13 protein-coding genes are annotated in these 20915 nt (G+C 37.8%); 6 read left to right on the forward strand and 7 right to left on the reverse strand.

The features are described 5' to 3' along the window. The first annotated feature begins 2 nt into the window (after positions 1-2). Entirely contained in the window at positions 3-1238 is a 1236-nt protein-coding gene (locus tag EZ456_RS19825; RefSeq protein WP_131533154.1) for a glycosyltransferase, read from the forward strand. Positions 1239-1241: 3 nt separating this feature from the next. On the opposite strand, the gene EZ456_RS19830 is transcribed toward EZ456_RS19825, so the two are convergent. Together EZ456_RS19830 and EZ456_RS19835 are read right to left on the reverse strand one after the other, a co-directional pair. After that, the gene (locus EZ456_RS19830; protein ID WP_131533156.1) at positions 1242-2561 is read right to left on the reverse strand and encodes an HlyD family secretion protein; all 1320 of its coding nucleotides are present in this window, start codon (positions 2559-2561) and stop codon (positions 1242-1244) included. A 20-nt stretch (positions 2562-2581) separates the two neighbouring features. Beyond that, positions 2582-4825 carry a peptidase domain-containing ABC transporter gene (locus tag EZ456_RS19835; protein WP_131533158.1) on the reverse strand — a complete coding sequence of 748 codons (2244 nt, stop codon included), beginning with the start codon at positions 4823-4825 and terminating at the stop codon, positions 2582-2584. 455 nt (positions 4826-5280) lie between these two features. Between EZ456_RS19835 and EZ456_RS19840 the strand changes: the two genes are divergently transcribed. From EZ456_RS19840 to EZ456_RS19860, 5 genes are all read left to right on the forward strand, one after another. Continuing rightward, entirely contained in the window at positions 5281-8445 is a 3165-nt protein-coding gene (locus EZ456_RS19840; RefSeq protein ID WP_131533160.1) for a glycoside hydrolase family 2 TIM barrel-domain containing protein, read from the forward strand. A gap of 181 nt (positions 8446-8626) precedes the next feature. Then, positions 8627-9829, forward strand: coding sequence for a glycoside hydrolase family 27 protein (locus EZ456_RS19845; protein ID WP_205945140.1), 1203 nt, complete (start codon positions 8627-8629; stop codon positions 9827-9829). A 29-nt stretch (positions 9830-9858) separates the two neighbouring features. Beyond that, complete coding sequence (locus EZ456_RS19850; RefSeq protein ID WP_131533162.1) at positions 9859-11367, forward strand: M60 family metallopeptidase; 1509 nt, start codon at positions 9859-9861, stop codon at positions 11365-11367. Positions 11368-11401: 34 nt separating this feature from the next. After that, positions 11402-11719 (forward strand): hypothetical protein, encoded by a 318-nt coding sequence (locus EZ456_RS19855; protein ID WP_131533164.1) that lies wholly within the window; start codon positions 11402-11404, stop codon positions 11717-11719. A 179-nt stretch (positions 11720-11898) separates the two neighbouring features. Next, on the forward strand, positions 11899-12291 hold the full coding sequence (locus EZ456_RS19860) for a hypothetical protein (protein ID WP_131533166.1): 393 nt from the start codon (positions 11899-11901) through the stop codon (positions 12289-12291). Between the two features lie 302 nt (positions 12292-12593). Here the strand turns inward: EZ456_RS19860 and EZ456_RS19865 are convergent, their stop codons facing one another. The 5 genes from EZ456_RS19865 to EZ456_RS19885 all read right to left on the reverse strand — a co-directional run bounded on the left by EZ456_RS19865 (position 12594) and on the right by EZ456_RS19885 (position 20674). Beyond that, positions 12594-13220: a M23 family metallopeptidase gene (locus EZ456_RS19865; RefSeq protein WP_131533168.1), complete on the reverse strand. Its 627-nt coding sequence runs from the start codon at positions 13218-13220 to the stop codon at positions 12594-12596. Between the two features lie 225 nt (positions 13221-13445). Further along, the gene (locus tag EZ456_RS19870; RefSeq protein WP_131533170.1) at positions 13446-15257 is read right to left on the reverse strand and encodes an IucA/IucC family protein; all 1812 of its coding nucleotides are present in this window, start codon (positions 15255-15257) and stop codon (positions 13446-13448) included. A 130-nt stretch (positions 15258-15387) separates the two neighbouring features. Beyond that, entirely contained in the window at positions 15388-16728 is a 1341-nt protein-coding gene (locus EZ456_RS19875; protein ID WP_131533172.1) for a lysine N(6)-hydroxylase/L-ornithine N(5)-oxygenase family protein, read from the reverse strand. Further along, the gene (locus EZ456_RS19880; protein WP_131533174.1) at positions 16729-19188 is read right to left on the reverse strand and encodes a GNAT family N-acetyltransferase; all 2460 of its coding nucleotides are present in this window, start codon (positions 19186-19188) and stop codon (positions 16729-16731) included. Beyond that, positions 19133-20674 (reverse strand): pyridoxal phosphate-dependent decarboxylase family protein, encoded by a 1542-nt coding sequence (locus tag EZ456_RS19885; RefSeq protein WP_131533176.1) that lies wholly within the window; start codon positions 20672-20674, stop codon positions 19133-19135. The genes EZ456_RS19880 and EZ456_RS19885 overlap by 56 nt, the downstream gene beginning before the upstream one ends. Positions 20675-20915: the final 241 nt, after the last annotated feature.

The following is a 20915-nucleotide window of genomic DNA, read 5'->3' on the forward strand; positions in this document are numbered from 1 at the left end:
TTTTGCCAAACATATTTTATTTTGAAACACCATCTGAGGCTTTTGGGCATGGTGTAGGAAGCTATACAAACAATTTGTTAGGAGCACTTGATGAACTAGATTCATCTTGTAAGCTTTATTATGTGCGCTTAAGCTTTAATAAGCAAGCAGGCTTTTCTTCCAAAAAAATTAACGCTAAGCGAACGGATATACAAATTGTGTTAAATGATACCAACGTTAAGCAAGGTCAGTCTGAAATAGGCTTAAAGCCACTTATGGCCAGAGCAGTGATTTGTTTATTGTCTAATTTTTTTGATGAAAAAGTTAAAACAGTTTTCCATTTAAATACAGTTTTACAATTGGCCTTAGCCGATCTCGCAACTGAATATGAATTTAAGGTAGTTTATACAAACCACGTTTCTTTGTGGCGCGTATTTTATCAAAACAACCTTAATGAATTTATAAAAGACTGGAAAAGTGAGGATGTTAATAACAAAAAGAATGCTTTTTTTCGATCTATTGTTTTAGAAAAAAAACTTTGTCAACAGTCCGACCATATCATTAGTTTAACCGATGAATCCAAACGGTTTGTGCAGAAATATTATGGTCTTTCTGATCAGAATCAAGTGCATGTTATACCTAATGGTTTAATCATAGATAATCAAAGTAAAGGCTTAAGCAGAGAAATAATTAAATTGCGATTAGGATTTAACAATAACGACTTTATATTTCTCTATTTGGGAAGATTAACAGAGCAAAAAGGTGTAGATACACTAATCAAATCATTTTCTAAAGCAGTTAAGTCTATGCCAAATGCAAGGCTATTAATTGTAGGTAAAGGAAATATGGAGCATTACCTTGAAATTAGCGCTCAATTTTGTGCTAAAATTTCATTTACAGGTTATGCAGATAAAGAAAATGTTAAGCGTTACTGTGCTATTGCAGATGTTGGCTTAATCCCGTCTATGACAGAACAAAGTAGCTTTACAGTCCTTGAAATGTTAAGTTATAATATACCAATGATAGTTTCTGATATCCCAGCCTTTGAAAAACCTTTTAAGGATAAAATAAATGTTATTAAAGCGGAAACAGATACTTTAGGCAGAGTTGACGAAAAAAATCTTGCCACTCAAATGTTAAACCTTTACAAAAACCCAGAATTGAGAAATAGACTGAGTAAAAATGGCAAGACTTTATTTGAAGCGCATTTTACTGCTAGACACATGGCAGAAAAAACCATTCAACTTTACTTAAGCTAGTTTTTACTTGTTCACCACATATTTGAGGTTATCAAATAATCTTTGAATCAATTTCCGATCATTGGTTATAATCTCAGCACTGCCCTTAGCTTCGGCTTTAAAGTCGAGCTTTTTCCCATAATTGGTTTTAAGTCCATCGTCAAACTTTACTAAAGCCAGGTAGGTTTCCATATCTCCTTTTTCTGTTTTCTCGGTGTTGGTGGTAAGGGAAATAGAGGTAACGTGACCTTTTATGCTCCCATACTCCATGTAAGGATAATTATCCAGTTTTACGATTACTTCCTGGCCAATCTTAACCTTTCCTGATCCATTTGCAGGTAAAACAACCTGGCCAAGGGGTTCTTCATTATTGGGTATAATGGTGAATACTTGTTCGCCACTTTGTAAGAATTGATTTTCATTATAAAATTTTAAAAACTGTACTTTCCCTCCAAATGGCGCCCTAAAAACGTAACGTTGTTCCCAGCTTTTAATATTATCAACTAGGTCGTTATAAGCAGAAATGAGTTTAATATTTAACTCACTGTTTTTTTCAGGTTTTTGAATATCTAATTCTTGTATTTTTCCTTCGGTTTGCTGGCTACTTTGTTTGGTTTGCACGAGGTTATTAATAGCCGCCTGTAATGCATCTTTGTTAGCGATGTAACTCATCTCCGTTTTATCTAGTTCAGCTTCACTGATTACCTTGTTCTTAAAAAGAGTAGAGTCTCTTTGATAAAACTTATGGGCATAGGTTAATGATTTGTTAGCCATTTCGACTCTGGTTTTGGCACTCTCCATTGCTTTTTCCTGTTCTACCAGTAGATTTGCCAAATTCTGCCCTTGTTTATCAAATAGCTTATCATATTTATAATTGGTGTATTCTTGCAGGCTGCTTACAAAAGCATAATACTTGCTATTTAACTCACCTAATGATAAAGTACTCGGTAACCGATTTTTAAGTGTAAGAATAGATTCCTTGGACGGATTAATGTTTTTAAGCATACTATCTATATAGAAAACAATGGCTGGATTTGTTGGGTTTTCTATATAAGCAATAATTTGTCCTTCTTTAACCACATCCATTGATTTAATTCCATTAAGCTTTAATTTTCCACTGCCATTTGCGACTAGCTTAATAGGTGAGATATTTGAATTGATCACAATTTGCCCAGGAACAACATCCGGGTAGCGAACAAGCCAACCAAAAACAAACATCAAGGTAAAAATAAAGCCTACAATTATACTTACCCAAAAACCAAACTTAGTGGGCATTCTTTCTATGATATGTTGTACCTGCTCTGTACGCTGTTTATGGTGGTAGATTTCAGAATCCTTTTGCATTTTAATTGTATAAGATATAGTTAATTTAAAGGCTCTACAGTTTCAGCAGCCTCTAGTTGCGATTGAACCAATTGGAAATATTTCCCTTTTTGGGTCATTAATGATTGGTGATTACCCATCTCTACGATAGTTCCTCCTTGCATTACCACAATCTGATCAGCTTTGCGTATGGTGCTCAATCGGTGTGCAATAACAATAACTGTTTTTTCTTTGAAAACCTGATCTAGGGCATCGACAATTTTCTTTTCATTTAGCGTATCTAAACTGTTGGTTGCCTCATCAAAAAATAAATAATCGGGATTTTTATATAAGGCTCTTGCAATCAAAACCCGCTGCTTTTGCCCTCCGCTTAATCCCCGTCCTTGTTCACCCATCATGGTTTGATATCCCAGAGGCAAGGCCTCAATTTCAGAAGCAATATTTGCAGTATCCAATGCCTTTTTAAGTCTTTCGTAATCTATTTTCTCGTCATCTAGCACTACATTATTTAAAATAGTATCATTAAAAATTTTTCCATCCTGCATTACCGCTCCACATTTATCCCGCCATTGTTTAAGACTAATATTATTGACATTCATGTTGCCAATTTTAATATCACCATAACTGGGTTTGTATAAGCGCAGCAACAATTTCAATAATGTCGATTTTCCACTTCCACTATCTCCAACAATAGCTGTTACTTTACCTTCTGGTATAATCAGTCGTACGCCTCTTAATACAGGATTAGAGGTGGGCGTGTATTGAAAGCCCAGGTTATTAATAACCAGGCTTTTGTCCTGTGGCAGGTCAATTGGGTTTGTTCCAACATTTTCCGTTTCATCTTCAAGCTGATGGATTTCATTTAAACGCAAAAAAGAAATCTGGGCAAACTGAAATGAAATAATGAATTGGATAAACTGTACCACAGGTGCATTTAACATCCCGATGATGAACTGTGTTGAGATCATCACCCCAAATGTCATTTCGCCACTAATTACGGCTTTAGCACAGAAAAAAGTAATAAACAGATTTTTTAAATTATCTATAAACTGGGCACCTAAATTTTGAGTATTGGTAACGCTTAAAACCCTTAAATTAACCTGGTACAACCTCGCCTGGATATCTTCCCATTTCCATCTCTTCGGTTTTTCATAATTATTGATTTTGATATCTTGTATACTAGCGATAGTCTCCACCCAATAACTTTGGTTTTTACTTACGAGTTCGAAATACTCCCAGTCTAACTTTTTTCTTAGCTTTAAAAAGGCCATAACCCAGACAACATATATGATGCTACCGATCAGGAAGATCCAGAAAATGACTGTGTTATAGATGAGCAGAATAACGCCAAATACGATGAATGTAAGGGTTGAGAAAACCATATTCAGAGAGTTGTTCATAATAAAACTCCTTATACGTTCGTGGTCCTGGGCCCTTTGTAAAATATCACCAGTCAATTTGTTCTCAAAAAACGTAATGGGCAACACCATTAATTTGATTAGATAATCAGAAATCAACGCAATATTTACCCTTGAGGTAACGTGAAGCAGGATCCAGTCTCTTGCCATATTACTAAGCAGTATGCTTAAATAAATAGCAATGTTTGCAATAAGAACTACATTGATAAAGTTAAGATCGTGTGTTTGTATACCAACATCTATTACAGCCTTACTGATGAATGGTAAAAAGCCCTGCAAAATGGTTACCAATAGCATTACCACGAATAGATTGATAAAACTTTTTTTGTAGGGTCTGAAATAATTTAAGAAATTATAAAAAGTCTTGCGTCGGTCTATTTTTTCATTTGCCTGCCTTTCATAGAAATCAGCCTGCGGCTCAATAGCCATTAAAACAAGCTTTTCCTGTACTTCGCCATAGCCTTTTTTTATTGTTTTTGAAGCAAATTCGTTAGATTTGTAGCTTACATAACCTTTGGCTGGGTCGGCAACATAGATGGTGCCTCGACTTAAATCTAAACCTTTCTTTGCTTTCGTTTTATAAACAACAACAAAATGGCTGTTATCCCAATGAACAATCGCTGGCAAAGGTATTTTATGCAATAAATCTTCAACTGTACATTTTAACGAAAGGGTCCGAAGTCCAATGGCTTCACTGGCATGGCTTAGGTCTAAAAATGATACTCCTTCTTTGGTAATTCCGCATTTATCCCGCATGTATTGCAAAGAATAAAATTTACCATAGTATTTGGCAATCATTTTCAAACATGCAGGACCACAGTCCATCATGTCCATTTGTCTGTCCAGCGGAAATCTAGAGATTGGCATTAAGTAGATGTATAATTAGCATACTAACATACCCATAAAAAAATATTCAGCCTAACTAACTGTTCTTCTATTTTAGCGCAAACGTTTGACTATTCTTGTTTAAAAAGCCCACTGCTTTCATGTTGTCATTTTTAATTCCTCACATTTGTATAGCATTCTAAAAATCGCGTGGTATAAGTATTTCAATAAAATATAATTTACACTGCTATTTACCCTGCTTTGAGAAATATAAAGTGTCACTGTGTTTAATAGAACAGGTTTTTTCCTTCTTTGAGGCAGTTCTATAGTAAAGGTTACAATACGATAGTTTTAGGCGTCAGATTGTGAAATCTATCCTAGTAAATTTAACTTCTCAGTAACATATTTAAAACTCAAACGTTTGCGCTAAAACATTTTCATTATTATCAGTTAATCATCAGTAATTTGGATCAACAAACCAAAATTATACACACAGCATGAAGAGAAAGTTAACCCTTTTATTTACATCATTATTTATTGCCGGGCAAATCAGTGCACAAGATCTGCCCTCAGAACTGCAAACCCCAGAAGTGGTTTCAGTAAACCGATTGCCTATGCGGGCATCGGCTTTTGCTTTCGAAAACCAAGATTTAGCAACTAAAAGAGCTAAAGAAAAATCAGAATATTTTTTATCATTAAATGGTGCCTGGAAATTTAACTGGGTAAAAGATCCACGTAAAAGACCTACAGATTTTTATAAAGTAGATTTTGATGATAAAGCCTGGGATAATTTTAAAGTACCTGCCAATTGGGAAGTAAATGGTTATGGTACCCCAATTTACGTAAACCAACCATATGAATTTGCCGGCCGACAGCTAACAGGGGCAAAAATGAACCCGCCATTCGATATTCCTGCAGATAATAATCCAGTGGGTTCTTACCGTAAAAAAATCAATATTCCGGCTAACTGGAGCGGTAGGCAAGTGTTTATCAGCTTAGGTGCTGTTAAATCTGCCTTTTATATTTGGGTTAACGGGAAAAAAGTTGGTTATAGTGAAGATAGTAAACTGGCTGCAGAATTCGATATTACCAAATATGTTAAACCAGGTGAAAATACCATTGCACTACAGGTTTACAGGTGGAGCGATGGAAGTTATTTAGAATGCCAGGATATGTGGCGCATATCGGGGATAGAGCGTGAGGTTTATTTATATTCTACACCAAAGTTAGATATCCGCGATTTCAAAGTGATTGGAAATTTGGATGCCACTTATACCAACGGATTGCTAAATGTAGATTTAGCGGTAGAAAATTATAAAATCGATCAACGTACCAACCACAGCCGCCCGGATAGTTTTTATGTAGCGCTTGATTTAGTTGATGCTAAAGGAACTCATGTTTGGAAAGATGCTACCACAATCCAAAAAGTGTTGGGCAATTATAAAACTGATCTTTCTTTTAAAACACAGATCAGTAATGTGAAAAACTGGTCGGCAGAAATTCCTTATTTATATACGCTTTACATCACTTTAAAAGATAAAAACAATAAAATAATCGAAGTAATTCCACAACGCGTGGGTTTCCGATCGGTAGAAATTAAAGGCAGCGATTTATTGGTAAATGGCAAACGTGTATTTTTAAAAGGTGTAAACAGGCACGAGCATAATGCCACACAAGGCCATACTTTAACCCATGCCGATATGGAAAAAGATATGGAAATGATGAAAAAACTGAATGTAAATGCAGTTCGTCATTCTCATTATCCGCCCGATCCTTATTGGATGGAACTTTGCGATGAATATGGTTTGTATGTGATAGACGAAGCCAATATTGAATCCCACGGCCGTTATTACAGCCTAGAAACCTCATTTGCCAATGATAAACAATGGCGTGTTCCACACCTTGAGCGTATTACAAGGATGTACGAAAGAGATAAAAACCATGCATCTGTAATTACTTGGTCGTTAGGTAACGAAGCCGGTAACGGTGTTAACTTTTACGAAGCTTACCAATGGCTTAAAGGAAAAGATTTCCGTCCGGTACAATACGAAAGGGCTGAGAGCGACTTCAATACCGACATGATTGTTCCGCAATATCCTTCGCCAAATTATCTGCCACGTTATTCGAAACAGGATAAAGAAACCCGCCCGTTTATTATGAGCGAGTATGCCCACATTATGGGTAACAGTTTGGGTAATTTTAAAGAATATTGGGATGCCATCGAGAACAACCCTAAACTGCAGGGTGGTTTCGTTTGGGAATGGATAGATCAAGCAATCGATACCGTTAAAAACGGTAAACGCATTATGGCTTATGGAGGCGATTTCCCGCTAAGTGGCCCCGTTGACGAAAACTTTAGTGATAACGATTTTTGCGTAAAGGGTGTAGTTACCGCATACCGCGGCATGACGCCAATGGCGGTGGAATTAAAAAAAGTACATCAATATATCAAAACGACTTTTAATGGCACCAACCAGATTAATGTGAATAACAGCTATTTCATTAAAGATATTAGCAATGTACAATTAAACTGGGAATTGGTAGAGGATGGAAAAGTGATTCAGAGTGGTGTGGTAAGCAATCTTAATATTAATGCACGCCAAACACAGCTATTAACCTTACCATTTAAAACGAATTATGCAGTAGGCAAAGAATATTTCTTAAATGTGCATTATCGCTTAAAAACACCTGAACCATTTTTAGAAAAGGGTTATGAGATTGCTTACGAGCAGATTGCCTTAGCAGGTACACCAAAAGCAAATGCTTATGCCAGCAACAAGAAAACTTTAAAAGTTGAGCAGACAGCAGAAAAAGCTGTTGTTAAAGGAAGCGATTTTACGATCACTTTCGATTTAACTAAAGGAATGTTAACAAGTTATGTTTCTAAAGGGCAGGAGCTATTGGCTTCAGGACCTCAACCTGGATTTTACCGTGCACCAACCGATAACGATATCGGTGCAGGCCTAAACACTAAATTGCGCATGTGGCGCAATGTGTATCAGGATAATAGTGCAAGCAATATTAAATCAACTGTAAATTCAACTGCTGATGGCTTTACCTTAACCGTCAAATCATCATTGCTTAAAGGTGATGCAGAAACCACACAAGAATTTAATGTATTGGCCGACGGAACAATTAAAGTAAACAATCAATTTAAAGCAGTAACAGGGAATTACAAAAGTTTAATGCGCATCGGTAACGATCTGCAATTGAAAAATGATTACAGCAATATTCAATGGTATGGCCGTGGTCCGGGTGAAAATTATGTAGATAGAAAAACGGCCTCATTAATTGGTACTTATAAATCTACGGTTTCTGATCAGTATTTTTCTTATGCACGCCCACAGGAAAGTGGTAATAAAACCGATGTACGCTGGGTAACTTTTACCAATAAAGCTGGCAAGGGTTTACGTTTCGAATTTGCCGATCAGTTGTTGAACTTTAATGCATTGCCATACTCGGTAGAAGATTTAGATCCAGAGGCCGAGAAAAAACAATATCACTCTGGCGAACTGGTAAAACGCAATCAGATTTATGTGCACATGGATATGCAACAGTTAGGTGTTCAAGGGATAGACAGCTGGGGTTCTATGCCATTAATCCAATACCAGATCCCGTTTAAAGATTACCAGTACAGCTATTATATCAAACCGATTAAATAACATAGATAGTTCGTCATTCCCAACCCGATAGCTATCGGGTTGATTGGGAACCACGCAGTGCTCATCGAAGATAATCTTAATGCTTTAGCTAGGTTTATATGTTGCATTAAGATTCCCGCCTGCGTGGGAATGACGACCGCTCTTTTTTAATCAAATGAAGAACGCTCTATTAAAAGAAAATATGAAATTTATCAAAATCTGTTTTACCCTATTGTTATTTGCTCAAATCAGCTTTGCGCAAGAGGCAAAATTAGCTGCAACGCCACCAATGGGCTGGATGAGCTGGAACATCATGTCAGAAAATCCGAACGAGAAAGATATAAAAGAGATGGCCGATGCAATGGTTACCAGTGGAATGGTGAAAGCAGGCTATCAGTATATTTTTTTAGATGACTGTTGGCAAGGTGGCCGCGATAATAAAAACAAAATCATCGCCGACCCAAAGAAATTTCCTTCAGGTATTAAAGCCTTGGCCGATTATCTGCATAGCAAAGGAATGAAATTAGGTATCTATTCTGATGCTGCTCCTTTAACCTGTGGCGGTTATACCGCAAGTTTAAATTTCGAAGATCAGGATGCCAAAACATTTGCCTCGTGGGGAATCGATTATCTGAAATATGATTATTGTAATGCACCCGAAGATGTTGAAACTGCTAAAGCCCGTTATGGCAAAATAGCCCAGGCCTTACGTAAATCGGGTAGAGATATTGTGCTTGGGATTTGCGAATGGGGGCCACGCGAACCTTGGAACTGGGGCGCGCAGGTTGGCGGACAAAGCTGGCGTACCACTTACGATATCAGAGATAAATGGAATGATGTAGAAGGTAAAGGTGGAGTAGGTATCTATAACGTTGTTGACAAAACCGCAGGCTTGGCTAGCTTTTCTGGCCCGGGTAAATGGAACGATGGAGATATGCTGGTGGCAGGTTTACATGGAACAAAAGGTCCTTCATCAGCTTTTAATGGCAAAGGCTGTACTCAAGCTGAATATCAAAGTCAGATGAGTTTGTACAGTATGCTTAATTCACCATTATATGCGAGTTGCGATATCCGTAAGATGGATAATGAAGCAAAAACTATTTTTACAAATGAAGAAGTAATTGCATTAAACCAAGATGCTTTGGGTAAACAAGCCGAAAGAAAAATCAGAACGGATATATGGGATGTTTTTGTTCGCCCTTTAGCCAACGGAGATTTCGCCATAGCGATTTTAAATAAATCGACAGCTGCTCAAAATGCAAAAATAAATTTTGTCGAATTAGGCCTGACTGATAAATACGAGATCAAAGATTTATGGCAACATAAAATAGTTGGCAAAAATAATAAATGGAATGGTGAGGTAACTGCTCACGAAACCAAGGTTTTCCGCTTAAAGAAAGTATAACACCTCAATAACAACCAAGCAAACACAGAATGAAATCACTATTATCCCTTGCATTAGTAGCAACTGGCTTAAGCACCTTTGCTCAAGATGGAACTAAAGACCCGGCAACAATTGTCATTACACCACAGCAGACCCTTTCTAAAAGCGACACCGCATTTAGAAAAGCCATTGCCAAATGGAGCGATGAGACGTTAAAAAGTACCGATTATAAAAATATCAAAGCACAACCATCTGCTAATGTTTTTCCAGGCGCAGTAAAAGCTGGCTTTCAGTTTGTAAATAAAACAGTAAGCATCGAACATAAAAAAATGGCCGATAGTTTAGTGTCAATTGTGTCTACTCTGGGTTATTCTGGTTATGATAATGCTACCATGTACAGTACGGGTTTATATGCAAAAGCAGGCGAGTATATTGAGATTGATGTACCCAAAAACACCAATGTAAGTGAGCTTGAAGTTCAGATCGGTGCACATAGCGACCGATTAAACTATTGGGTAGCGGGTAAAGAAGATTGGCGCAGGATGCCCATTATAACCAAGAAACAGCAATTGGTAATTGGAAAAAATAGATTGGCGTCGCCATTTGGTGGGCTGATTTACATCAATATAAAACCTAAGGCAGAAAGTAGAAAAATTGACTTCAAAATTAGCCATGCCGTTGCTGCGCCGCTTTTTGTATTGGGAAAAAGCACACAAAGCGATTGGGAAAACCAATTAAAAAATAATAAAGCGCCCTGGGGAGAAATGGCTACAGAAAATGTGATTTTAACTTTGCCTGATAGTGTATTACAAACCATTAAAAATCCTGAAGAAGTATTAAAACTATGGGATTTAGTTGTGCTTGGAGAATTGGATCTGGCCAATATGCCAGCACCATTTTACAGGGCTCAACGGATGGTGCCAGACGAGCATATTGGTGGGGGATACATGCACAGTGGTTATCCCATTATGATTCATCATTCACCATCGAGAAAAATGCTTTCGAACGAAATTATGGCCAACCCTGAACTATTGATGAAACCAAGCAAGGGAGGCGCAAATTGGGGCTTTTTCCACGAAATTGGCCATAACATGCAAAACCTAAACTGGGTTTTTGGTGGCACAACCGAAGTGAGCAATAACTTCTTTTCGATCTATATGTTCGATAGGTTAATGGGCGGACGAGACGATTCGCATACTGGCGTATCAAGTGCAAATACGCAAAAGATGATGAAAAAATATTTTGCTGAAGGAGCAAGTTATGAAAAATGGAAAAGCGATGCTTTTTTAGGCTTGATCATGTTCCGCCAAATGCAGGAAGGTTTTGGATGGGAAAGCTTTAAGGCATTTTTTAAAGAATACCAAAAAATCGGACCAAGTATAGGCAGGTTAAATGATCAGCAAAAACGCGATTTGTGGGTGAAAACGTATTCTAATGTGGTAAAAAGAAACTTAGCTCCATTTTTTAATACCTGGGGCGTTGGAATAAGTGAAGAAACACAAAAAGAACTGAGCGGACTTCGTGCTTGGAAACCTTATAATTTTCCTCCGGTAAACTAGCCATAACCATTTTAATAACTCAAATCAAATTGTAATGGCTGTAAGTAGAAAAATTGCTTTAAACACAAGCGAGCAAAGCGGCAATCAACTCCGTATTTATGAGGTTAACCCGATTATTTTTTATTCTGGCGAAGCAGATGAAATCAATATCGAGCTTTTAGAATTTAATCATGGAGAACTTATCATTAAATCGCTATCAACTGCCATTTTAAAAGTGAAAGAGTTGTTTATGGAGGATGAAGTGTTTACCATAAAATGGAAACAGAATACTAAAGGTTTAAGAATTACCCTTCCTGATGAACTGACCAATGATGGAACCAGAGAAAATTGCACGTTAAAGATTAAGTTTTAAATTTTCCTGACCTATGAGGTTTGATAAGCATATTGCCAAGAAACCTTATAGGTCTCGTTTAAAGATTAAATTTTCCTGACCTATGAGGTTTGTTAAGCATGTTGCCAACAAGCCTCTTAGTTCTTAAAGGATGTAGCGTTTTTATCTCAACACCCGTTTTAGGTTAAATTAAACAAACAATGAAACGGACGCTATTTATTTTAACTTCAATTGCATTGATCATGAGTTTGATGTGGGCTTGCACTGATCGGAACGAACCTATGCAAAATGTCGATCAGGCAGAATTAGAAATGCTTTATAAAGACATTGAAAAAACCGCACAGCAGTTTACCTGCGAAAATGCGGGAGAATGGAAATTTACAGCAATAGGTTCTAAAGCTTGCGGTGGTGCCACTAGCTATATTGCTTACTCCGTAAAAATAGATGAAAGCAGTTTCCTGAAAAAGGTTGATCAATTTACCAAACTACAAGCCGATTATAATAAAAAATACGGTGTATTTTCCGATTGTGCATTGGTCATACAGCCAAAAGGGGTAATCTGCGATAACGGGAAACCTAAATTTACTTATTAATTTTATCTAAATAATTTACTCCCTCGAGTGTGTATCATAAATATAGAATTGTCATCCTGTCCAAAGGACTCCTGCGGAGAGCTTGTCGAAGGACCCATTTTAAATTTCTTACATGCGTTTCGACTACTTGTCCCGATTTTCATCGGGAGGCTCAACGTGACAAATTCGAAGTGAATTACAATTTATGATACAGCCTCCTTTCTAAACAGATTCTGAAGCAAGTTCAGAATGACGATCTTGTTTTTAATAAAATTTAAACAGTTCCTCAGTGTATTCGGAAATGCCCTTTTTTAATTTTACAGTTATTTGATATAATCTTTTATAAATGCCTGAGGGTTATAAAACCGTTCATTTAGTTGTGTATTATTAAAAGTTAACCAGCTTGCGCAGCCATAATCATCAAATTTTTTCCGGATTTCTAAATGAAGATGATGATAATCGCCACCGTATTTTTTACTTTCCTGCGGGGTAAATAATCTCGCTAATTTAGTATTCTGATCTACATTTTGACCATTACTTACATAAACTTCTTTTAAGTGTTTGTAAGTAGTAAACATCGTTAAACCGCTTGGTAATTTATGTTTTACCACAACCGTACGCTGGTTGTCGCCCAAATGTACCGAACAAACTATTCCATTGGCCATGGCATAAACATTAACCAGTTTTGCCTTAGGTTGCGCAGGGTTAATATCAATAGCCGTATGGATATGTCCTTTAACATAACTATCCCGGTGATCGCCAAAAATGCTAATGATTTTAATGTTGTTAATTTTTTTACGGTTGGCCACATCAAAAGGAAGGAACCAATTATCGGCTATTTTTGCAGGAGCAGTATCGGTGTAGTAAGGCTTCCAGCGATCGCGATCTTTTTCAATCGTTGGGGTTTCAAATAAAAGTGCTGATAAAAAGATCAATAATAGTATTCTCATCTTTATAGTAATTATAAAGCAAGATAATGATTTTATTGATATAAACTATTTTTATAGTTTAAAATAAATTCGTCATTGCTAGGAGGAACGACGAAGATATAATCTCATAGAAAGATCGTCATCTCGACTGAAGCGCAGCGGAATGGAGAGATCTATCTTTTAGATTTCTCGACTGCGTTGCACTCCGCTCGAAATGACGATCCTTAATTGATATTATTTTAAAAACTACACCATTACATCTTCCTTCAGCGCTTCTGCCGCTGGATTAATCAACGTTCCAATCAATTCCGGAACCGGAACATCGGTGCTTTCGCTATAACCATGGGTTAGCAACCTTACACGGTTAATACACACCCTGATAAATTCGGGTACAAACAGGTCAAATTTCTCGAATTTAGGAGCAAGCTCTGGGTTTTCTTTTTGAAATTCTAGAATTACATCTGCCACCTGGCGCCAGAATTGCTTTTCATCCAATCCAACATAACTGTGAAAAATATTGCCGAGGTATCTGAAAACGGCATCAAATATCCCTGAGAGGATAAATAAAGGAGCCAACTCATCATTAATCTCCCTTAAAACATCTACCAGATCATTTGGTAATTTCGCTTTTGATTCTTCTGTTAATACAATTTCTTCCACAAAATCTTTAATGATAATGCGTTCTGGTATGCCATTTTTCATTACCAAGATGGTGTTTTCGCCATGCGGACTAAAGAAAAAGGCATGTTTGTAAAAAATCCTCAATACCGGTTTTAAGTAAGCAGATAAATAAGCGTTTAACCAGGTTTCAGCATCCAATCCCGATTTTTCGATCAAAGCCTGTACCATACTTTTGCCATTGTCATCTACATAAAGCAAGCTCGCCATAGTCATGATGTTTTCGCCTTCTAAAAGGTAATTTTCAGCACTTTCACGCCAGATTGCTCCTAAAAATTCCTGATATTGATATGGTGAACCCGGAATCTCACTGTATTGTGGATGTGTATAGGCTACTGTAGCCACTTCGCCCAAAAGCACCACGCGGGTCTGTTTTAAGTACTCATCACCCTGAAGCATGTCTTTTGCCCACTGGGTTACTTTTGGTGCAATAGCCAGTTTTTTCGGAGATAATCCCCTAAAAATTGAGGTATTTAAGATCGAAATGGCTGTTTTTACATAATGCTTTTTAGGCTCGCTTACGTTAAAGAAAGTACGGATGCTGTTTTGGCACATGTATTCATCATTTCCTAAACCAACAGGTACGATTAAATTATGGGCAATATCGTGCGCAAGCTGTAATACGATTTTATTGTTCCATTGCCATTCGTGAACAGGAATGAAGAAATAATCTTCAGGTTTCAGCTGCTGTTGGATCAATACCTGGTTAAAATCGTGAACCTGTTTTAAACTCAATTCTTCATTATAAAAGGAAAATGGAGAAATGCTTTCGATGCTTTTAAATGCTGCTCTTGTTTTATGTACTGCTAGCCAAGCCAGTTGGGTTTTTTGAGCAGCTTCTGGCGCATATTTGCCTTGATCGCTGTGGTTAAAACCTATGCGGCCCTTGTTAATGGTTGCCCAGGGATGCCCATCCATCTGGTGTTCGATGGTTTGGTAATCCGAATTAGCCAATTCATCAGCTGTTAATCTACCTTTTTCATGAATATAAGCATCGGCGTATAGCGTATTTAATGTTTCTTCAACAAAATGTGCCAAAGTAAATGGCTTAATGTCGAAAGTTTGCTGTAGTTCGGTATAAAATGCAGGCGCATTATTAATGGCTACACTTTCACCGTTTACAAATTTTTTAATGCTTTGTTTATCGATATGCAGGTAATCTAAAGCACGCTGCTGACCTGAAAAAGTATAATAGATATCATCAGAATCGGTAGCGAGGCGGAAATAAGAGGTACCTTGTTCGTCTGTATTTATTAACGTGGGCTCCGCTAATTTTTCGTGCATCAGTTCTACGATTGATTTGGCGATATAGTTTAGGTTTACCTTATCCCAAACTTCTTTTTTTAAAGGTTTTATATGATTGAAATTGTTGTAATTCATGGTGTTTAACTTTTTTGTTTATTATCAGGGGGATTGTAAGTATAGAGCTGTCATCCTGAGCCTGTCGAAGGACCAGATTAAATGCTTTATAAGCGTTTCGACAAGCTCAACGTGACAGACTTGAATTAATTTAATCTTCAGATAATTGCAGCACTGCGTTAGATAATTCATTTTCCTGTACTTCGTCAACTATGCTAAACTGCTGAAAGGCAATCCGTTTTTCAACCTTGTAGATTTCGAAACCCAAAATGGCATTGATAATGGATGCATTGCGATAAGCACCCATGCCCAGATCGGGTGTTACAAAACCGTGGGTATGCAATTCGGCATTTTGAACAAAGATTTCGTTTCCGTTTACATCGATGGCGTAGTTGCGGTGTACCTGAAAAAGTCCGTCGGCATTGCGTGTGATGCGGTCGTTAATTTCCGATAAGAAACCTGGCTCGTTATATTTGTAACCGGTTGCCAATACAACAAAATCTGTTTCAACGACAAAATCTTTCTCGCTTTCAGTATGGTGAAAATCGAGCTGATATTTTCCATCACTATTTACGGTTAGGTTATTCAACTGGCAATTGGGCATCAATTCTGCATTGACTTTTTCTCCATCAACACTCAATTCGTACAGTTTGTCGAAAATCTGGTTAATCAATTCGAAATTTATGCCTTTAAACAACGAGTTTTGTTTGCCTAACAGTTGTTTGCGTTTAGCATCGCTCAGATTGTAAAAATGGTCTACATATTCTGGCGAGGTCAGCTCCAATGTTAATTTCGAATACTCCATCGGGAAAAAGCGGTCTGGCCGTGTAAACCATTTCAGTTTTAACCCATTTTCAGTTTCGGGCAAAAGATCGTAGAAAATTTCGGCAGCACTTTGACCTGAGCCAATAATGGTTACGGTTTTTTGCTTTAACAGCGTTGATTTGAACTTTAAATACGCTGAAGAGTGTATAGTGTTTTTATGCACAGCAGGGGTGATAAAGTTGGGTACTTTAGGTGTGGTGCCTGTTCCGAGCACGATTTTTTTAGTAAAAATGATTTCTTTGGCTCCGGTTACCTGATCAACTTTTTCTACCTGATAAATGTTGTCGATATAATTTATGCTGGTTACTTTCTGTCCAAACAGGCAGTTTTGCAGATGATTAATCGCCCATTTACAATAAGCATTGTACTCTTTACGCAGCACAAAAAAATCTTCTCTGATGTAGAATTTATATAGGCGATCTGTCTGTTTAAGGTAGTTTAAAAAGCTGTAAGCGCTGGTTGGATCGGCCATGGTAACCAAGTCTGCCATAAACGGAACCTGCAAAGTAGCATCGCTCAGCATCATACCAGGATGCCAGTTAAATTCGTTCGCCTGATCTAAAAATAAAGTTGATAAGCTACTGATGGGGGCACATAGTGCAGCTAAACCCAGATTGAACGGACCTATGCCGATCCCTACAATGTCGTATATTTTTTGATTCTGCATTTAAATTTCCTCCGTTTCAAATTCTGATGATTTAGCCATAGCGTAGGCCTTTGCCTCAGGGAATTTTTCCCAGTACCATTGGCGGTGACAAAAGGTAAGGTTGGCCATTTTATAAGGCATTTGGATTACTTTCTCCAATTTGAAGCCCAGTCTGGTTACAAAAATGTGCATCGCACGGCTTTCAACAGCTGCCTCGCCGATACATTTACCTACTTCGGGCTGTTCAAAAATGAAATCCATCAAAGCCTGACCGGTTTCGAAACTGAATTTTTTGTCTTTATCTGTTGGCGCGATCAGCAAATGTGCGCCATAATCACTAGTTAAAGCCTCGTAGCAGGCACCTACACCATCGCGCATGGGCCAATAAGGTTCAATGGTAAAGGTAGGTTCGCCATTTATTTCACCAATAAAACTGTGTGATGAATCGTTGGGTAATAAAGTCCTGTAAAACAGCTCCAGACCTTTAATAGGACCATCCATTTTCCAGATCGGTTTAGCATGTTCCTGGTTAAACCAATCGTGAACCATTTCAAGGTCACGGTCGATATCAAACGGACGGATATTAATCGTCACATTTTCTTTAGGGAAAAACCTGCTGTACAGCACCGCTTTGCTTTCTGGTTTGATCAGGTTTTCGGAGAAGAAATATTTAGATAATGGATTTGGAAATTCACGGTAAATTGCCGGATTATTAATAGGAGCACTGGCTTCATCAATATTGCAAAGATTAGTCAACAGGTTGCCTTTAACTTCCCAACTGCGGCGGTTAATAATGTAATCTACCAAACCTGTGGTATCGCTGTTCTCGAATTGTTTAAATTCCAGGTAAACGAGATCAATCAAGATCTTCTCATCGGCTAGGTTGTTGCTCGCGATGGCATTTACCACACCTAATATGTTATTGATGAGAAGGTAGTAAGTGAGTTTAGGAATAATGTATTCGTTAGGTACAATCGATCCACTTTCTGCAGCAATGCCCGGATAAGCTTCTTTAAGTGCTTCAGCTTTGGCATCACTAAAGAAATAACCCTGGTTATCCCTGAAATAAAATTTGGCAGGATAATAATCTTTATCAAGCTCTACCATCACATTTTGCTGATGGAACTCAAAGGCCATTCCAAAATTATTGTAAAGGCCAACAATTGGAGCTACGCAAAGGTGTAGGTATTGTTTAAACCAGTTTACAGCGGTATGCGAAACCGTTTTGTTTTTGCTGATCGCTGCTTCTTCAATCAGATTTACAATGCGTGGTTTTTGGCCGAGTAAACCATCCTGGCAAAGTGCAGCCAATAAGGTTACATTTTTTTCAGTACCATCGCCTTTAAAAGGATTATGCCTAATGCTGATATTAAAGCCATCAATGGTTTCGCCTTTATAGTTTACCGTGATAAATGCAGGATCGGTAATAAATTCAATCTCTGGATATTCGGCTTTGGCTGCTTTGCCGAATGCTGTTTTTAAAAGTTTACTTACATCATAGCCGCGGTAAAGTTCCCTAACCAGGTTAACCCTTTGTGAGTTGGTTATTTTTACATGCAATGAAAATTTAAGCATCCAATCGCTCGATGCATTGTAAACCGTTCTTACCGAAGATGTTGGTGTGTAAAATTCTCCAAAATGGCCCAAAAAGAACAGTAGGCTTTCTTTCTGCATGGCTTTTACCGTAGTTTGGCTAAGCAGATATTCGGCCTCCCACGGGTGCATAGGCACCACTTTATGGTTAGGATGTTGATCCAACAATGCTATGGTTTCAGCATTTCCACTATCTAAAAGCTCAATTCTGAAAAGATCGGTCATATCAAAACCTTCTGCATTTTTCTCAACAATATTATCTGCCGAGATCAAAAAATAGGCAAGCTGAAAACTACCTTGAGTTTCTGGTGAGTATTTAAAAAGTTCTTCTTTACTGTTAAAACCCGATCTGCCTTTAGGTAGGGGATGCGCATTGTGCCCTAAAAATAATGATTGTTCTGCTTCGATGAAGCTCATTTTAGCAAAATTTGCAGGTCTGCCATTCTGTTTAAAGAAAGATAGGAAGGCTTCAAGGTTTTCAACGCTGTTGGTCAAACGTTGTTTTACCAGATTGGCGTCGACATTTGGGAACTCTTCAGCGCTAAACTGTATGGCCAATTCCATAAACCTGTAAATACTGATCGGACTAATGGCATCAGTAGCAATATTACGTTCGATTATTGGAAAGTTAAATACATGCCTGCCACTATCGGCATAAAATTTTAATGGCGCATATACTTCGAAACCAATAGCGGTAAAATCGAACCGGATATGCAGGCGATCGGTAGTGGTAACCAAATAGTTTGCTAAAGACTCGTCGTATTTAGGGATGCCTACGTAGCGACTCCAGTTGTTAAATTCTCTACAATAACTGTTTAGGAGTGCATTAAAGTTAGTTTCTTCTGAAATCTGCTGAAGCTTGGTTGAGTCTAACGTATTCGTTTCCATGTTTTTTAATGATTTTAATAATGTTTTCAATATCGCTGATGGTAGTAAGCGGGTTAAGTAGGGTAAATTTGAGATAGAATTGTTGATTGATCTTGGTGCCTGCAACTAAAGCCTTTCCTTCGTTAAACATGGCTTTTTTGATGTATTGGTTCATGGCACAAACATCTAAGCGCAGGTTTTTTGGACGGTAACGGAAAACCAGCGCACTGATATCTGATTCGTTCATCAGTTCAAAATCACTATCGAAATGCAACAGATCGGCAATTTTGGCTGCGGTTTCGATAATGGTATCAAAATAACCTCCTAATTTGTTCCTGCCCATCATTCTGAGCGTAAACCAGAGTTTTAAAGCATCAAACCGTCGGGTTGTTTGGATCGATTTGTTCACCTGATTGGGTAAGCCATCCTCGTCATGATCTTTAGGATTTAAATAATCGGCATGGTGCGTAATCAGGTTGAAATAGTTTTTATCGCGCACCAGGAAACCACTGCTGCTCACCGGTTGGAAAAAAGATTTATGGTAATCAACCGTAACCGAATGGGCCAGTTCGATCCCGTTTAACAGACTCCGGTATTTATCGGTTAGCAGTAAACCACAGCCATATGCTGCATCGATGTGGAACCAGGTATTGTATTTTTTGCTGATAAAGGCAAGCTCCTTTAGTGGATCAACATTTCCAAAATCTGTTGTACCTGCTGTGCCTACAATGGCGATGGGAATATGACCTTGGGCAATTTCCCTTTTTATGGCGTCTTCCAATAAAACGGTATTCATTCTAAAACTGCGATCGGTTTTGATCTTGATCACCGATTTTTCTCCTAAACCTAAAAGGGAAGCATTTTTTTGGATACTAAAATGTGCTTTTTCAGAAACAAAAATCCTGAAACAGGAGGCTTCGGGTGGCAAACCGTTTACTTTGATGTTGTGGTTTAGTGCCGTAATTGAATAATGATCGCGGGCCAGTAAAAGCCCCATTAAATTGCTCTGCGTACCACCGCTCGTAAAAATACCGTCGGCTTTTTTGCTGTAACCTACCTGGTCGCAGGTCCATTCGATCAGTTTTTGTTCGATCAGCGTGCCGCCTGCACTTTGGTCCCAGGTATCAATCGATGAATTGATGGCCGAAATCATCACCTCGGCAGCTACGGCAGGAATCACAATCGGACAGTTTAAATGGGCGATATAAGCAGGGTGGTGAAAGGCAACTGCATGGCTGGTATAAAGCTGTTCCACTTCTTTAAGCAAGGCATCGTAGTTATCATGCGTTTTTTCAAATTCAATCGCATCGAACAACGGTTTTAGATGGGTAGGGGATACGCCGCTAAAAGGCTGCTGGTTGTTGTTCAAGAATTTTTTTACCGCCTGGGTAACTTTACCTACAGCATGCAGGTACTCTTCTTCATTATCGTGGTGAAAGATTTCCTTCGTCGGACTTTCCGTGAGGAAATCGATTAATTCATGTTTTTCTAGGTCTGACGTAAACATTAGTTTTTCAATTTTTCAAAAGGTTAAGGTTTAAAGGCAATAAAATATCAAGTCTTTTAAGCTGATATTTTTCATTTATAATGTGGTTAGGTGAGCGTTCTAAAGCGAGCTGTTTTTATCAATAATTCTAACCGCTAAGGTATATTTTTATTTAGATTGATTAAAAATAATATTTAAAATGTTTTTAACATGTTGTTAATAAGTCTATTGTGTACGGTTTCTTAAACGTTTTAGGATAATT

The sequence above is a fragment of the Pedobacter psychrodurus genome, assembly GCF_004331735.1.
Taxonomy (GTDB): domain Bacteria; phylum Bacteroidota; class Bacteroidia; order Sphingobacteriales; family Sphingobacteriaceae; genus Pedobacter; species Pedobacter psychrodurus.

Bases quoted from the DNA above. Each gene is read 5' to 3' on its own strand.
- EZ456_RS19840 (WP_131533160.1), top strand. From the start codon at position 5,281: ATGAAGAGAAAGTTAACCCTTTTATTTACATCATTATTTATTGCCGGG.
- EZ456_RS19865 (WP_131533168.1), bottom strand. From the start codon at position 13,220: ATGAGAATACTATTATTGATCTTTTTATCAGCACTTTTATTTGAAACC.
- EZ456_RS19850 (WP_131533162.1), top strand. From the start codon at position 9,859: ATGAAATCACTATTATCCCTTGCATTAGTAGCAACTGGCTTAAGCACC.
- EZ456_RS19835 (WP_131533158.1), bottom strand. From the start codon at position 4,825: ATGCCAATCTCTAGATTTCCGCTGGACAGACAAATGGACATGATGGAC.
- EZ456_RS19880 (WP_131533174.1), bottom strand. From the start codon at position 19,188: ATGGAAACGAATACGTTAGACTCAACCAAGCTTCAGCAGATTTCAGAA.
- EZ456_RS19870 (WP_131533170.1), bottom strand. From the start codon at position 15,257: ATGAATTACAACAATTTCAATCATATAAAACCTTTAAAAAAAGAAGTT.
- EZ456_RS19855 (WP_131533164.1), top strand. From the start codon at position 11,402: ATGGCTGTAAGTAGAAAAATTGCTTTAAACACAAGCGAGCAAAGCGGC.
- EZ456_RS19830 (WP_131533156.1), bottom strand. From the start codon at position 2,561: ATGCAAAAGGATTCTGAAATCTACCACCATAAACAGCGTACAGAGCAG.
- EZ456_RS19860 (WP_131533166.1), top strand. From the start codon at position 11,899: ATGAAACGGACGCTATTTATTTTAACTTCAATTGCATTGATCATGAGT.
- EZ456_RS19875 (WP_131533172.1), bottom strand. From the start codon at position 16,728: ATGCAGAATCAAAAAATATACGACATTGTAGGGATCGGCATAGGTCCG.
- EZ456_RS19845 (WP_205945140.1), top strand. From the start codon at position 8,627: ATGAAATTTATCAAAATCTGTTTTACCCTATTGTTATTTGCTCAAATC.
- EZ456_RS19885 (WP_131533176.1), bottom strand. From the start codon at position 20,674: ATGTTTACGTCAGACCTAGAAAAACATGAATTAATCGATTTCCTCACG.